This window comes from Paenibacillus mucilaginosus 3016, assembly GCF_000250655.1.
In the GTDB taxonomy this organism is placed as follows: domain Bacteria; phylum Bacillota; class Bacilli; order Paenibacillales; family NBRC-103111; genus Paenibacillus_G; species Paenibacillus_G mucilaginosus.
On record NC_016935.1, the window covers coordinates 8,067,826 to 8,081,472 of the forward strand.

The following is a 13,647-nucleotide window of genomic DNA, read 5'->3' on the forward strand; positions in this document are numbered from 1 at the left end:
ACCCAAAAGAAGCTTACCCGCCGGATAGGGCAGGTAAGCTTCTTTTTGCCGCGCTGGAGCCCTCTTTTTACTCGGAGCAGGATGCCGATCCGGTTCCAAGACCGAGCGGCCTGGCCGCCTGAGGGAACGTGCTTCAACCTCAGGGCTGCGTGGTGGGACCGTACGTCACGTGGGAAGCGAAGTCCGGCGCATTCGGCACGATGAGAATATGCGTCCGGCCCGGGATCAGCTCGACCGCCTTTCCCCCGCTCGCGAACTTGAGGGCTTCGGACGACGCGCCCCGGCGCCACTCCCCCTTCTGCGTCCGGCCCTTCTGGAAGATCAGTGCTTCTCCGCCGCCGGTCAGCTTGACGTCGAGCCGTCCTTCCTTGTCGAGCACCTTATGATCGGCCCCCATAACGATCACATTCTCGGCAGCAAGCTGGCTGCCGTTGTTGAGATCGTGGTGCGGTTCGCCGTCAATGGAGCGCAGATACCGCCCGCTCCCGGCCTCATAGCGGTAGCCGACCTTGTAACCCTTGACGAGGAACGTGACGTCCAGCGTTAAGGCCTCCACTGAACCGTCCGGCCCGCCGGCGGAGACCGGCTGCACTGCCGCGTCAGCGGAGGCGAAGGTGTAAGCCGGAAGCAGAGCCGCGTCCCCCGTCACCGTGAAGCCTCTCCCCTCGGCGCCCGTCCGGATCTTCTCGAGACTCGTGTACAGGTTATGCGGTGCCTTCCGGCTCTTCTCCCGCCAGAAGGACGGTCCCGCATTGGTGATCTCATCCATGTCGTCGATCCGCTCTTTCTTCAGCTTCGCGTAGCCGTCCGGGCTGCCTCCCGCGTGCACCTGGATGGCGCCGAAGCTTTTGCCGAGCTCGATAAAATAAGGCCGGATGCTGCGTACCGGTCCGATCGGGTTCTGTACGGCGGGACTGCTCTGATAGACCGCCACCAGCCGCGTGATCTCCCCTTCGGCCAGCACCTCCAGCAGCATATCCGCATCGCTCAGCCCGCTCTGGGGCCGGGCCTGGGGGGCGTTGTTGATCATCACCATCACCGGGCGCGCGAGTGCCGTCTCTCCGAGGGGCAGCCCCGTCAGCGGAGCCTTCGGTCCCGGCGGAGGAGAAGGTACGGCAGGCTCGGCCGGTCCGTCGGATTCCGGCTGGACCTTCACCGGGGCCGGCTTTGGCGGCTGTGCCTCTTCCCCGCCGCCAAGGCTGCAGCCCGCCGTCAGGGCAAGCAGGCCGCCGGCAAGCAGCAGGAGGGCCGCCCTGCGGCACCGCTTTTTCCCCGGGAGCCCCGTGTTGCGTGCTGTCATACTCTCACTCACCTCTCTGATCTGCAGGGAATTTTCTCTAGTAATCTATATTCTAGCAGGTACGGAAATAGAAGTACGGATGCCCAAAAAGCGCTATCCCTCTTTTAAACGGATAACGCCGTGGTTTTGTTACCGAATATGCAAATTCGGCTGCGCCCGGTTCAGAGACCGGCCAGCAGTTCCTTCATGTCCTGTGCGTATACCTGCAGCAGCTCCCTTGATCCGAACGTTCCGCTGAAGTCTTCCAGACCCAGGTAGCCGTCATAGCCTACCGCCGCCAGATCGGCAAGCACCTGCTTCCAGTCGACGATCCCCCCGCTCACCGGCTCCCAGTAAGAGCTCCATTCCCGCTTCCCGTTCTCCCGCCGGCTCTCCGGCTTCCACCCGGTGTTCTTGACATGGACGTGAGCGAGGTACGGCCCAAGCAGCTCCAGACCGAGGCGGAAGTTCTCATAGCCTTCATGAATCATATTGCCGGGATCGTACAGGACCCCGACGGCGGCCGGGTCGAACCGGGATACGAGACGATGGGTCAGTCCTGCGCTGGGCGCGATGGTGCGGTGGTGCGTTTCCACCAGGCCCTTCACCTTGTAGCGGCGTGCCAGCTCCTCCACCCCGTGCAGATAGGCGATCTCCTCTTCATAAAGCTCATTGTAATTTTTCGTGCGGTCATATCCCGGTACGCCGACGCGGATCGCGGAAGCCCCCAGCCGCTTAGCGGCCTTCATGGCCTTCTCCGTCCCTTCGAGATCTCCGGGGGTCAAATAAGGCATGACGGAGAGGCTCCGCAGCCCGTGCCCGGATGCGGCCTTCGCGAACCGGTCGAGCTCCTCTTCCGTGCTCCGGGGATCAATGGAGCAGAGATTGCGGCGCCAAAACGAAGGCGGCTCCTCCTGCGCCTCCGCAGGAATCTCCTTATACCGCCACTCGATGCCTTCGATCCCCGCTTCCTTCGCGGCCTGCGCCAGCTCTTCCGGCGTCAGGTCCGGGGTAACGACGGTGAATACGGACAATTTCATACGGGTTCCTCCGATCCCAGATCCGATGGATGGGTGATGCTGCAGCTGCAGCTTGTTACCCGGATTATAACAGGCCGCCGGATGCCTGACTACCACGAATGTTCACGTGAACATCATTTAACTGCAATCGAAGCTGCCCCTAACTGTCTGCTGTTCCATCACACAGCCTGTACCTCTCCCGCACAGCGGGATTGAACGGCCTTGTCTTCCATGAAGGACGGCCCGACTGTTGAGCCAGCTAAATAGAAACGAGCTAAAGGCGAGTAATCTTTTGGGATAGATACAAAAAGCCTGCCGAAGCTTCCACCTTCGGCAGGCCCATTCACGCACGTCACACCATTTTCGTTCATCCACACGAGCTCTCCGCGGCTACCCGAACATCCAACCCGTCAGGCTCAGCGAGCCGTACTGGTACTCCTGGTGCAGCAGCCTGGCCTTGCGCTTCCGGTCAGCCAGCCCCATTGCCAGGAAGAGCGGATAGAGATGCTCCCGCGTCGGGGCGGCAAGCTTGGCATGAGGCGCCCGGTTCTCGTAGTCGAACAGGGCTTCCAGATCCCAGACGCCGATCCGCTCTCCGAGCCATTCGTCGAACTCCAGGGCCCAGCGGTCCACCATGGAGGAATCCCACTGCAGCAGCGGGGGATTATGTACGGTCCCTCCGCTGCCGATGACAAGGATACCCTTGTCCCGGAGAGCGTGCAGCGCCTGGCCAATCCGGTACGGTTCCTCCGGCGCCAGCCTCGGATGAACCGACAGGGCCACGACGGGAATGTCCGCGGCCGGGTACATCCAGTGAAGGAGCGACCAGACGCCGTGGTCGAGCCCGCGGGCATCGTCGATCTCCGAGGCGATCCCTTCGGCTGCGAGCTCCTTCCGGATCTGCAGACTGAGCAGGATATCGCCCTGCCCCGGGTAGGTGACGGCATACGCCTCTTCCGGGTAGCCGAAGAAGTCATGCAGCGTCTCGTGGCGCGATGCGCCCGAAATCAGCTGAAGCGGACTTTCCCAATGGGCGCTGACGACTACGATGCCCTCCGGTCTCGGCAGATGCCTGCCGAGGTTGCGGAGGAACCGCGTGTAAGGCAGGTCCTCGGCTGCGAGCAGCGGGGTGCCGTGAGCCAAAAACAGGGTCGGATACATGCCTCCCACTCCTTTCGGTTGTCGGTGCTTCCTCCGGAGCGGGACCGCAGCCGGAGCTTAGGCGCTCTCGAGGCCGAGGAAGGAGTCCAGTTCCCGCTGCTGCCGGAGGTGGTGACGGAAGTGCATTTCGATCAGGGCGAACCATTCTACGGCATTCATCGCCCCCAGCCGCGGATGGGGAACGCGGCGGTCTGCCGGGATGGCCGCGAGCTGCGCCTCAACCTCGCGGCACTCTCCCCTCAGCTTCTCCAGACGGGCACGCAGCGAATCCGCCTCTTCGGTATTGGGCGGCGTGTACGCGTCCGTCGGAGGCACGGCGATTTTGATCGGCGGGAAGGCGCCCAGACGGAAGACCGCTTCTCCCGCTTCGCTCTTGCTTCCCTCCGGCTGGCCTTCTCCGTTCCGGCAGGCCGTTATGGCTCTCATCTGCATATGAAAGGCCGTATTGAGCAGGTGCGTATAGACCTGACCGACCGACCAGGCCTCAGGGGATGGCTGCCGGTGCAGCTGCTCGGGGGTATAGCGGCCGAGGGCTTCCTCATACTGTCCGATCAAGAGTTCAAGGTCCTTCAGAATGCGGTTCGTTTCGCTCATGGTTCATTCTCCTTCTTATGGGCTTCGGATGAGTCTACGAAACCCAGCATACCAGAGCGCTCCTGACAGCCTTATGTCAGGAAGTTCGCAGGGCTCTCGTACAAGCTGAACATCCTATGTGCCTCTTCGGCCACCCGCCTGCCGAGGCTCGGCGGCTCCAGCACGACCGCTCCCGCTCCCCAGCCAAGCAGCCACGGGAGAATTTCAAGCTCATAGCGTACCTGCAGCGTAAGCAGCAGGGTTCCGGTATCCGGCTCCTCCAGCACATGCGTGACATAGAAGAAGCTCGGAGATTCCTTATAGCGTGCAGCCGCTTCGCCCGACAGCCGGACCACGACTTGGACCGGCCGGTCACCGGACGGGGTATACCGCTGAAGATCGAAGTCCGCCGGACGGGCGAACGTCCGGCCGGTCATCTGCAGCTCCTCCATCCGCTCCAGACGGAACTGCCTCAGCCCGCCGCGCAGCAGACAGTGACCGATGAGATACCAGCTGCCCTGCGAATGGACGAGCCCATAAGGCTCCACCTCCCGCAGCTCGCCCGGCCCGTTTCTTCCTTCCTGCAGCCGCGCCCTTCCGGTATACCGGAAGCGGACGGCCCGTTCCTCCCGGACAGCCAGATTGAGCTGGTCCAGCTTCTCTTCCGTCTGAGGAAGCCACCGGAAGCGCAGCCTGCCCCGTACGGCTTCGAACTCCTCGCGGACCTCCGCGGGCAGCACGGCTTCCAGCTTGGCCCGGGCGGCCTGCCCGGCTTCCCGGTAGACCTCTCCCAGCAGCCGCAGAACCGCATCGCTTCCGAGGAGCAGGGTTGCCGCTTCCTCGGCCCGGAAGGATAGCGGCGGCAGGAAATAGCCTTCCATCAGGGAGTAGCCGAGGCCCGGCACAGCCACCACCGGCACTCCCGCTTCGCTCAGGGCCTGCATATCCCGGTATACGGTCCGGACACTGGTTTCGAACAGCTCGGCCAGGTCCTCGGCCCGTACCCGGCGCCGCTTCTGCAGCTCCAGCAGCATCGCCATTAACCGGTCGGTCCGGTTCATGGGCGTTCCCCCCTCCCGATCTTGGTTATAGTTAGACTATTCCATAGATGCTCCGACTCTTCCTTCCCCGCACAGCAAAAAAAGATCCGGTACCGAAGTCCCCAGGTTCGGGCCTCCTTCCGGATCTTTCTCTTTGAACACATGCTGCCATAGGTTACAGCTGCTCGCGAACCCAGGCTTCCAGCTGGGCCAGCGGCACGAATCCCACCTGCGTCCCCACTTCCCGGCCGTCTTTGAACAGCTTCAGGGTCGGGATGCTCATGATGCCGTATTTGCCGGCCGTGTCGGGATTGTCATCCACGTTGACCTTCACGATGGAGAGCGTATCGCCAAGCTTTCCGCCGAGCTCTTCCAGCACGGGAGCGATCATTTTGCACGGTCCGCACCACGGCGCCCAGAAGTCCACGAGAACTACCCCCTGTGCGATGGCCGACTCGAACTGCTCTTCTTTGGTAATGGATACGATAGACATGATTACACTCACTCCTCCTATATATAAGAGACTCAAGGATTCGCTGGCGGCTGCCGGAGGGGCATTCTACCGCAGGAATCCGGGGTTGAAGCGTCTGCGGAAGGGAGAGAGGCCGGATGCGGACCCCGGAGTTCCCGTACCGTTCGCATGGCTCGGCCATGCGGCTTCGGCCGCCGACTTGCGCTCGCTGAGCTCCTTGAACCACTCGCGGTCGCGTGTGATCAGCGCCACTTCGATCAGTCCGCGCAGCGCCTCCACATCCGACAGCAGGTCGTCCGGCAGCTTCATCAGCTTGAACGGTCTGGCTTCCGCCAGCGTCCCTACCCGCTCCGTGCGGTCGCACTGTGTCAAGCGCACCCGGATTCTCCCGTCATCGTTCATCGATTCGATATACCCAATGAAACGCTCGTCCTGTAAGGTCGTTCCGCTCACCCAATCCCCTTCTTGCAGCAGCATCGGATTATAAGCCGTCATCTTCGGTCACCCTCTCCTCTTTTTATATACTTAACCGCTTTTTACATAATTAACCTACAGGAGAGTACTGAAACATTATTAGTAACAGTTTGGGGAGAGAAAAAGAAGCACCTTAGCGCTTCTCCCGCTGGGCGGTCTTCAACCGGTCGAGCACCTCGCGCAGCGTTAGACGCTCCAGGTACTGCAGCATGCCTTCCTCCGCTTCCGTGAAGATGCCGTCCATGACGCCCGAGATGTTGCAGGCGATCAAGCACTCTTCCTCCACACTGCCGGAGCACCATGACGGCTTGATCGAGCCGATGGAGGTAACCCGGTAAATCTCGGCCAGGGTTACTTCGTCCGGATTACAGCTGAGAATGAATCCCCCTCCGCTGCCTTCCTTCGTCGCCACATAGCCTCTCTTCTTCAGGCAGGCCATGACCTTGCGTACCCGGGCGGGGTGCGTGCAGACATTGTGGGCGATGACATCGCTGGTAGCCATGTGATCCGGCCGGTAGGCGAGAAGTACGAGACTGTGTACCGCAATCGTGAATTCGCTGTTCAACGTTTGCCCTCCCTTATCCCTGTACTGTAATTATATTTATTACAGTAAGATTTGTCAAGACATCCTCCGCCCTTTTCTTCCAGGGGGATTTAGCCCTGGTGAGAGTTCCATTCTGATATTTTCAAAAGACCGGCCCCCTATGCAGGGAGACCGGCCTTAGATAGATCCGGGCGGCGAAGGCCGGCCATCATTATTGATACAGGGAGCTGCTGCGGTAGAACTGGTTTTGAGGCTGCTGCGCGAAGATACCCGCATTCACCGTGTTCAGCTGTGCCAGGTTCTGCTCAATGCGGGCACAAGCTTGAGCTACCTGCTGCATCTGCTGCATAGCCACTTGATGACCCTGCAGCGCCGTTTGGATGACACGCACCGCTTGACGCTCACGCTGAGCGAGAAGCTCCAGCTGCTGGGCATTCTGCTGCTCCTGCTGCAGCATTCTTTGATACTCTGCGCTGGCCAGCTGCGTTTGCTGCATAAGCTGCTGGATCGTTTGCTGGCACTGGTTGAGCTGCGAAGTCAGGTTGTACATGGAATGGTAAACCTCCTAAGGAAAGTTTGAGTTCAGCCCGGTTTGGACCCATCCTATTTTGCATTAAGCTTCCTTTCCTTATGCATGGAGCCCCGGCACAATTCAGGCCGGTCACACGGCCATTCCTGCTCTGGAGACGTACACAGTACGGTACCATCCGGCTGCCTATAGGGAACACAAAAACCCTCTCTCCGGCGTTCCGGAGAAGAGGGTTCTTGTATTTTATGCCCGTAAAGATTTATTTAATTTCATAAATCTTGGCGAGGTCATCGAGCAACAGGTTGGCTGCTTTGACACCGCCCGCCGTATTCCAGATGGCGTCATTGACTTTGTGCACTTTGCCTGCCTTCACCACGTTCAGGTTCTTCCAGAGCGCATCGTTCAGCCAATCCTGCTCCTGCTGGCTGGCTTTGTTGTCCCCGGTTTCGTACGTGAAGTAGAAGAGCATGTCGGCATCCACTTCAGGCAGACGCTCCTTTGTGATTTCCTCTACGAACGTATCCTTGTACTTGTTCTCCGGGCGCTTGATGCCGAGTTGGTTGAAAATAATACCCGTGAACGTATCCTGCAGGTAGATTCTCGTCTTGCCGGCCATGAAGCGGACTACGGATACCTTCTGGTTCAGCTTGTCGCCCGCCTTCGCCTTGATGTCGGCGATCCGCTTGTCGAAATCGGCGATCACCTTCTCGCCTTCATCCTTCTTGCCTACCGTTTCCGCATAGAGGCGGTAGTTGTTCTTCCACTCGCCGCGGAGCGTTTCGGAGAAGACGGTTGGAGCAATAGCCTTCAGCTGGTCGTACACTTTCTCTTGGCGCATCTTGTTCCCGATGATGAGGTCCGGCTTCAGGGATGCGATCAGCTCGAGGTTCGGCTGGCTCTCTTCCCCTACTACCGTTACGCCTTCCATCTCGGACTTGATATGATCATACCATGGGCTACCTGTCCAGGACTTGACGGCACCTACCGGCTTGATCCCGAGGGAGAGCAGGGCTTCCGTGCCTTCATTGGTCAGGATCACGACGCGCTTCGGAGCGGCCGGAACTTCGGTTTCCCCCATGACGTGCTTGATTTTACGCGGGCCTTCCGCAGCCGTCTTGTTTTCCGTACCTCCGGCTGTGCTTGGTGCGGCCTGCTCGGCCGGTTTCGATCCGCATGCCGTCAGAAAGACGGACAGCATCATGACGAGGGCGAGGAGCAGTGAAGATTTTTTGCCGATCATTCCTGTAAAACGTTGCATAAGTGACCTCCTGATGTCGTAAATAAACAGTGTCCGGCTGATTTCTCTGTCTGTAGGCTCTGCCGGCGGTTGATAACGGTTATCATTTACTTCGTTCATAGTAAAGGCTCCCATTCGGCTTGTCAACCTTTTTTTGATAATGATTCTCAAATTCATTGACACATGATAACGGTTCTCATACAATGAGAAAAGAGTTTGTTTCATTAATTATCGAAATGGTTAACGGGGCGTACCTATGGGCTCCGTTCCCTACTTTGCATTTATTTCTTCATCTAATGTGATCCGCAGGAAAGCAGGCTGTCCATCCCTATGCACAACGAACGTTCTCTTGCCTTCAAAGTCACCTGGCTTCTCGTCTCAGCCATTGTCCTGGCGCTCGTTATGCTCTCCAGCGTCATGTTCGGCATCCAGACGTACAGCTGGGAACAGATCGTCTCGGCCTACAGCCGCTTCGACGGTTCCAACGAGCATCTTATCATCACGACGGCTCGGATGCCCCGTGCCCTGATTGCGGCGGCCGTCGGAGCTTCGCTGGCCGTCGCCGGCGCGCTGATGCAGGCGATTACCCGCAACCCGCTGGCGTCGCCAAGCGTCTTCGGCGTCAACGCGGGAGCCGCGTTTGCGATCGTCCTGTCCGTTACCGTATGGAACGCCTCATCGCTGTCCGAGTTTGTCTGGATCGCCTTCGCAGGGGCGGCCATCAGCTCGCTGGCCGTGTATGTGCTCGGCTCCATCGGACGCGACGGGCTGACGCCGATGAAGATCACGCTGGCCGGCTCGGCCATCTCGGCCTTCTTCGCGTCGCTGACTCAGGGTCTGCTGCTCGGCAGCGGCAAAGCGTTCGACCAGGTGCTCTTCTGGCTCGTCGGCTCCGTGGCCGGCCGCACCATGGAGATGCTTCACTCCGTCCTGCCTTATATGGCGGCCGCGATGGTCGGCGCCCTGCTGCTGGCCTCACACATCAACGTCCTGTCGATGGGCGAGGATGTCGCCAAGGGCCTCGGCCAACGGACAATCCTGATCAAGGCGCTGACGGCGCTGGTGATCGTTCTGCTCGCCGGCGGCTCGGTCGCCGTGGCCGGGCCGATCGTCTTCGTGGGCATTATCGTGCCGCACATCGTGCGCTTCGTCGTCGGCATCGACCACCGCTGGGTGCTGCCCTACTGCGCCGTGTTTGGCGCGCTTCTGCTGACCGGCGCGGATGTCGGCGCCCGCTTCATCGCCATGCCGAAGGAAGTGCATGTCGGCGTAACCACGGCGATCATCGGCGTGCCTTTCTTCGTGTACATCGCACGGAAGGGAGGCCAGCTCCGATGAACCGCAAAAGCCGCTACATGACCCTCCGGGGCAGTGCTTACTCGTTCCTGATCAGCCGCAGGGCCGTGCTCATCACCGTACTGCTGCTGATCGCCCTGCTCGCCGCCGTCGTACTCTGCACGGGTATCGGCAGTGTCTTCATCCCGCCGGCCGAGGTCATCCGCGCGATCCTCGGCACGGGAACGGATGCGAGCGAGACGATCGTCCGCTCCCTGCGCCTGCCGCGCATCGTGATCGGCGTGCTGATCGGCGCCGCGCTCGCCGTATCGGGAGCGATTCTGCAGGGCGTGGTCCGCAACCCGCTGGCGTCGCCCGATACGATCGGTGTCACGGGCGGGGCTACGCTCGGTGCCGTCTCATTCTTCTTCTTTCTGACCGAGCGGGTCAGCATCGCCTGGCTGCCGGTGGCCGCGATTGCCGGCGCCTTCCTGGCTATGGTCCTTGTCTACGGCCTGTCATGGAAGAACGGCGTTACACCGCTGCGTCTCGTGCTCATCGGCATCGGTTTCTCGGCCGCCATGAGCTCGCTATCCCACATGATGATGCTGACCGGTCCGGTCGTCGTGGCGAACAAAGCGCTGACGTTCATGACCGGAAGCATCTACGGCGTATCCTGGGAGAAGGACGTGTTGATCCTCCTCCCCTATGTTGTCGTCCTGCTGCCGCTGGTGCTGCTCTACTCGCGGCACATCAATATCCAGGAGCTCGGCGAAGAGATCGCCCTCAGCGTAGGCAGCGCCGTCCAGCGCCAGCGCCTGCTGCTCCTGCTGTTCAGCGTGGCCCTGGCCGGTGCGGCCGGCGCCTTCGGCGGCGCGATCACCTTCATCGGGCTGATGGCGCCGCACATGGCCCGTAAGCTTGTAGGTCCAAGCTTCGGCGCGCTGCTGCCGGTCTCCGCCCTGCTCGGGGCCCTGATCCTGCTCGGCGCCGATCTCGTCGGGCGCACAGCGTTCTCGCCGCTTGATATTCCGGCCGGCGTCTTCACCGCCGCGATCGGCGCGCCGTTCTTTGTCTACCTGCTCTACCGCAGCCGGAACCGGTAACCGATCACATCACCCTGCAGCCTTGCAGATACCAAGGAGAGATACCCATGACCGCCATTCAATCCAAAGACCTTTGCTTGTGTTACGGCGAGACCTGCATCTTCCAGGAGCTCAGCATCCGGATCCCAAAGGGTAAAGTGACCGTGTTCATCGGCAGCAACGGCTGCGGCAAATCGACCCTGCTTCGCTCGCTCGCAAGGCTGCTTAAGCCCCAGAAGGGCTCCATCGTCCTCGACGGCAATGAGATTTCGCGCATGTCGACCAAGGAGATCGCCCGCCGGATGGCCATGCTCCCTCAGGGGCCTGCCGCTCCGGATGGACTGACGGTGCTGCAGCTTGTGAAGCAGGGCCGTTATCCGTACCAGAACTGGCTCCAGCAGTGGAGCAAGGAAGACGAAACGATGGTCCAGCGGGCTCTCGAGCTGACGAACATGGCTCCGCTCGCGGAGAGAACCGTCGATTCCCTGTCCGGCGGTCAGCGCCAGCGTGCATGGATCGCCATGACCCTGGCCCAGGGCACACCGACGATCCTGCTTGACGAGCCGACGACCTATCTCGACCTTGCGCATCAGATCGAAGTGCTCGACCTGCTGTATGAACTCAATGAGCGGGAGCAGCGCACGATCGTGATGGTCCTTCACGACATCAACCTGGCCTGCCGGTACGCCGACAATATCGTCGCGATCAAAGACCGCAAGGTGTGGGCCGAAGGACGTCCCGAGGATATCGTGAACGAGAAGCTCATCAAGGATGTGTTCGATCTCGAGAGCAAGGTCATCGAGGACCCGCTGTTCGGCACGCCGATGATCGTCCCTGTCGGCAAAGGCAAACGGCCTGCAGCAGGCAAGCTGCCGGTAAGACCCGTGGCCCTCTAAGGGAAGCTCATTCCATAGACTCCCGTCATCCCAAAAAGGTGCTCCTCTTTTCCAGAGGAGCACCTTTCTATTTAGGGCTTTGATTCGCTTGGCCTGCCGCTGCAATCCCCATGATGGCAGAATCCGGCGGACAGCATCCATTTCGTTTAGCCCGGCCGCGAGGCGGACGCTGACTTTCATGCCCCTGATTGACCGCTTGCAAGTAGTTCCGACTCTCCGGTGCGTGTCCGGGGACGGTGCCACTCGTCTGCCTTAGATGCTCCACCGCCGCCTTTTCACTTCCTCGGGGTACAGCGACCGCTCGTTATCCCTGAGGCACCTGCGGCTGCAGCGTCCGGCTCCACGACAGGATGTCCTCCGCCGCTCTCGAAGCGCCGCCCGCCTCCCGGAAGGAAGCTGCAATCTGCTCCGCTTTCTCCTTGTACGAAGCCTCTCCCAACAGCTTCTCCGCCGTCTCCCGCAGCAGTTCCGGAGTTACCTTGCTGTGATCGAGGGCGATCCCCGCACCGAACTCAGCCACACGTCCGGCGACCATCGGCTGATCGGCGGATACGGGAAGGACAGCCAGCGGCACCCCATAATACAGCCCTTCGCTTGTACTGTTCATCCCGCCGTGGGTGAAGAACACATCGGCATGCTGCAGCACCTCCAGTTGAGGCACATAAGGACGGACGATGAAGTTGGCCGGCGGCTCCGGCAGCTCTTCCAGGTTGATTTTACGCCCAACCGACAGCACCACCTTCGCCTCCGCATCCCGGAAGGCGTCGAAGCAGGCCTGGTAGAAGCCTTTCATTTCATTGAATACGGTGCCGAGCGAAATATAGATGACGGTATGGCCCTCGAGCTCGTCGAACGGAAAATCACCGCTGTCCGCCCGCTTGGCAATCGATGGACCGACAAACCGGTGCGTATCGTCAAAACGCTCGCCCGCAATTTGAAACATACGGGAGGTGAACACCACCGACAGGTCACCCGGATGCGAGACGATGCCCGGCACGCTTTGCAGAGAGCTGAGATCCAGTCCGTATTCCTGTTCCATCCGCTTTACCGGCTCCTGACTCTTCAGATACAGCTCCGAATCTCGGTCCGGCTGGAACCGTTCCTTCATCAGCGCAGGCATCCGCTCCTGCATTTCCTCTCCAATCATGAAGGTCGTGCTGGAGCACACCTTCGGCAGTCCCAGTATATCGGCTATGATCCAGCCGGCCACGCACATGCTGTCATAGATAACGTAATCGTAAGATTCTTGGCGTACTTCGGGAAGAATCCCCTTCACCATCAGTTCCGCACCATGCAGCATGAAATTCATCATCTGTCTTGCATCGAAACCTTCGGCTCCAGGCCGGCCCGCTCCCATCAGCTCCTGATGATAATTCTTGTAAGTCCGGACAACGGCGCCCGCTCCTTCGAGCCTTTCCTTGAAATCCTCGGTGCAGTAATAGGTTACCCGTTCGCCTCGTGCCGTCAGTTCCTTAACGAGGCCTACCGTTGGATTGACGTGACCTTCCGCCGGCAGATTGATCATCAATACATGAGCCATGGTTTCTTCACTCTCCCTCCTTTTCCATATTATACCTGCTCATTCCAGCCGTCAAATTCTCCTCCAGCCTGCCCTTATGACGTAAAGCCGAGTATGGTTCCCTCCCCCGCTGGAAAACATAAGGTAAATCCCCTGATACTCCCGTATCATCGATTACACGAGAAAGCTGAGGAAATTCGTGATGCGCACGTTCGCTTACTATGTACAGCACTATTGGTTATCCGGCATTCTTGTGCTGGGTATGATCCTGGCAGGATACTCGGTATACCGGAAATGGGACAAGATTGTCGTCAAAGGCAGCGGCCGTAAATAAAAGACCTCGGGGGCTGTAAAGCGGACCCACTAGAGATGGAACATTCGAATCCCTGTGCACTAAACGCCATGCAGACATGTATTGGCTGCCCTGTATTTTCGCTTGCGTGAGCTAGGGACACTACTGATCTGATGAGCCTGCCCTCAAGATCCCTGACTCTTGGCCTCTCCAATGCCTCTGGACTATCCTCTGCTTTTTCCCTTACCCTCC

The 13,647-nt window shown here is 59.8% G+C and carries 15 protein-coding genes; 4 read left to right on the forward strand and 11 right to left on the reverse strand.

Annotated elements, in window-relative coordinates; translation table 11 throughout:
- Window positions 1-139 precede the first annotated feature (139 nt).
- The 10 genes from PM3016_RS33560 to PM3016_RS33605 all read right to left on the reverse strand — a co-directional run bounded on the left by PM3016_RS33560 (window position 140) and on the right by PM3016_RS33605 (window position 8,349).
- Entirely contained in the window at window positions 140-1,300 is a 1,161-nt protein-coding gene (locus PM3016_RS33560) for a DUF3048 domain-containing protein (protein ID WP_014372461.1), read from the reverse strand.
- A gap of 161 nt (window positions 1,301-1,461) precedes the next feature.
- Window positions 1,462-2,319 (reverse strand): sugar phosphate isomerase/epimerase family protein, encoded by an 858-nt coding sequence (locus PM3016_RS33565; RefSeq protein ID WP_013920953.1) that lies wholly within the window; start codon window positions 2,317-2,319, stop codon window positions 1,462-1,464.
- A gap of 369 nt (window positions 2,320-2,688) precedes the next feature.
- Entirely contained in the window at window positions 2,689-3,459 is a 771-nt protein-coding gene (locus PM3016_RS33570) for a dioxygenase family protein (protein WP_014372462.1), read from the reverse strand.
- Window positions 3,460-3,516: 57 nt separating this feature from the next.
- A complete protein-coding gene (locus PM3016_RS33575; RefSeq protein WP_014372463.1) occupies window positions 3,517-4,053 on the reverse strand; it encodes a DinB family protein in 537 nt (178 codons plus the stop codon).
- Between the two features lie 71 nt (window positions 4,054-4,124).
- Window positions 4,125-5,093, reverse strand: coding sequence for a helix-turn-helix transcriptional regulator (locus tag PM3016_RS33580; protein ID WP_014372464.1), 969 nt, complete (start codon window positions 5,091-5,093; stop codon window positions 4,125-4,127).
- 154 nt (window positions 5,094-5,247) lie between these two features.
- The gene (trxA, locus tag PM3016_RS33585; RefSeq protein WP_013920958.1) at window positions 5,248-5,565 is read right to left on the reverse strand and encodes a thioredoxin; all 318 of its coding nucleotides are present in this window, start codon (window positions 5,563-5,565) and stop codon (window positions 5,248-5,250) included.
- 66 nt (window positions 5,566-5,631) lie between these two features.
- Window positions 5,632-6,039 carry a hypothetical protein gene (locus PM3016_RS33590; RefSeq protein ID WP_013920959.1) on the reverse strand — a complete coding sequence of 136 codons (408 nt, stop codon included), beginning with the start codon at window positions 6,037-6,039 and terminating at the stop codon, window positions 5,632-5,634.
- A gap of 112 nt (window positions 6,040-6,151) precedes the next feature.
- Window positions 6,152-6,583: an RrF2 family transcriptional regulator gene (locus PM3016_RS33595; protein ID WP_013920960.1), complete on the reverse strand. Its 432-nt coding sequence runs from the start codon at window positions 6,581-6,583 to the stop codon at window positions 6,152-6,154.
- Between the two features lie 190 nt (window positions 6,584-6,773).
- Window positions 6,774-7,112, reverse strand: coding sequence for a hypothetical protein (locus PM3016_RS33600; RefSeq protein ID WP_013920961.1), 339 nt, complete (start codon window positions 7,110-7,112; stop codon window positions 6,774-6,776).
- 238 nt (window positions 7,113-7,350) lie between these two features.
- Entirely contained in the window at window positions 7,351-8,349 is a 999-nt protein-coding gene (locus tag PM3016_RS33605; RefSeq protein WP_014372465.1) for an ABC transporter substrate-binding protein, read from the reverse strand.
- Between the two features lie 309 nt (window positions 8,350-8,658).
- Here PM3016_RS33605 and PM3016_RS33610 point away from each other — a divergent pair, with 309 nt between their 5' ends.
- The 3 genes from PM3016_RS33610 to PM3016_RS33620 are packed head-to-tail and all read left to right on the forward strand — an operon-like array spanning window position 8,659 to window position 11,584.
- A complete protein-coding gene (locus PM3016_RS33610; RefSeq protein WP_014372466.1) occupies window positions 8,659-9,666 on the forward strand; it encodes a FecCD family ABC transporter permease in 1,008 nt (335 codons plus the stop codon).
- Entirely contained in the window at window positions 9,663-10,709 is a 1,047-nt protein-coding gene (locus PM3016_RS33615; RefSeq protein WP_013920964.1) for a FecCD family ABC transporter permease, read from the forward strand. The genes PM3016_RS33610 and PM3016_RS33615 overlap by 4 nt, the downstream gene beginning before the upstream one ends.
- Before the next feature lie 47 nt (window positions 10,710-10,756).
- The gene (locus tag PM3016_RS33620; RefSeq protein ID WP_013920965.1) at window positions 10,757-11,584 is read left to right on the forward strand and encodes an ABC transporter ATP-binding protein; all 828 of its coding nucleotides are present in this window, start codon (window positions 10,757-10,759) and stop codon (window positions 11,582-11,584) included.
- A gap of 304 nt (window positions 11,585-11,888) precedes the next feature.
- Here the strand turns inward: PM3016_RS33620 and PM3016_RS33625 are convergent, their stop codons facing one another.
- Window positions 11,889-13,124, reverse strand: a complete 1,236-nt coding sequence (locus PM3016_RS33625) for a macrolide family glycosyltransferase (RefSeq protein ID WP_014372467.1) — start codon at window positions 13,122-13,124, stop codon at window positions 11,889-11,891.
- 181 nt (window positions 13,125-13,305) lie between these two features.
- Between PM3016_RS33625 and PM3016_RS41010 the strand changes: the two genes are divergently transcribed.
- Complete coding sequence (locus PM3016_RS41010; RefSeq protein WP_013920967.1) at window positions 13,306-13,437, forward strand: hypothetical protein; 132 nt, start codon at window positions 13,306-13,308, stop codon at window positions 13,435-13,437.
- The last annotated feature ends 210 nt before the right edge of the window (window positions 13,438-13,647 follow it).

Excerpts from the sequence above, each read along its gene's own strand:
- PM3016_RS33560 (WP_014372461.1), bottom strand. The coding sequence starts at position 1,300 with ATGACAGCACGCAACACGGGGCTCCCGGGGAAAAAGCGGTGCCGCAGG.
- PM3016_RS33565 (WP_013920953.1), bottom strand. The coding sequence starts at position 2,319 with ATGAAATTGTCCGTATTCACCGTCGTTACCCCGGACCTGACGCCGGAA.
- PM3016_RS33570 (WP_014372462.1), bottom strand. The coding sequence starts at position 3,459 with ATGTATCCGACCCTGTTTTTGGCTCACGGCACCCCGCTGCTCGCAGCC.
- PM3016_RS33575 (WP_014372463.1), bottom strand. The coding sequence starts at position 4,053 with ATGAGCGAAACGAACCGCATTCTGAAGGACCTTGAACTCTTGATCGGA.
- PM3016_RS33580 (WP_014372464.1), bottom strand. The coding sequence starts at position 5,093 with ATGAACCGGACCGACCGGTTAATGGCGATGCTGCTGGAGCTGCAGAAG.
- trxA (WP_013920958.1), bottom strand. The coding sequence starts at position 5,565 with ATGTCTATCGTATCCATTACCAAAGAAGAGCAGTTCGAGTCGGCCATC.
- PM3016_RS33590 (WP_013920959.1), bottom strand. The coding sequence starts at position 6,039 with ATGACGGCTTATAATCCGATGCTGCTGCAAGAAGGGGATTGGGTGAGC.
- PM3016_RS33600 (WP_013920961.1), bottom strand. The coding sequence starts at position 7,112 with ATGTACAACCTGACTTCGCAGCTCAACCAGTGCCAGCAAACGATCCAG.
- PM3016_RS33605 (WP_014372465.1), bottom strand. The coding sequence starts at position 8,349 with ATGCAACGTTTTACAGGAATGATCGGCAAAAAATCTTCACTGCTCCTC.
- PM3016_RS33610 (WP_014372466.1), top strand. The coding sequence starts at position 8,659 with ATGCACAACGAACGTTCTCTTGCCTTCAAAGTCACCTGGCTTCTCGTC.
- PM3016_RS33615 (WP_013920964.1), top strand. The coding sequence starts at position 9,663 with ATGAACCGCAAAAGCCGCTACATGACCCTCCGGGGCAGTGCTTACTCG.
- PM3016_RS33620 (WP_013920965.1), top strand. The coding sequence starts at position 10,757 with ATGACCGCCATTCAATCCAAAGACCTTTGCTTGTGTTACGGCGAGACC.
- PM3016_RS33625 (WP_014372467.1), bottom strand. The coding sequence starts at position 13,124 with ATGGCTCATGTATTGATGATCAATCTGCCGGCGGAAGGTCACGTCAAT.
- PM3016_RS41010 (WP_013920967.1), top strand. The coding sequence starts at position 13,306 with ATGCGCACGTTCGCTTACTATGTACAGCACTATTGGTTATCCGGCATT.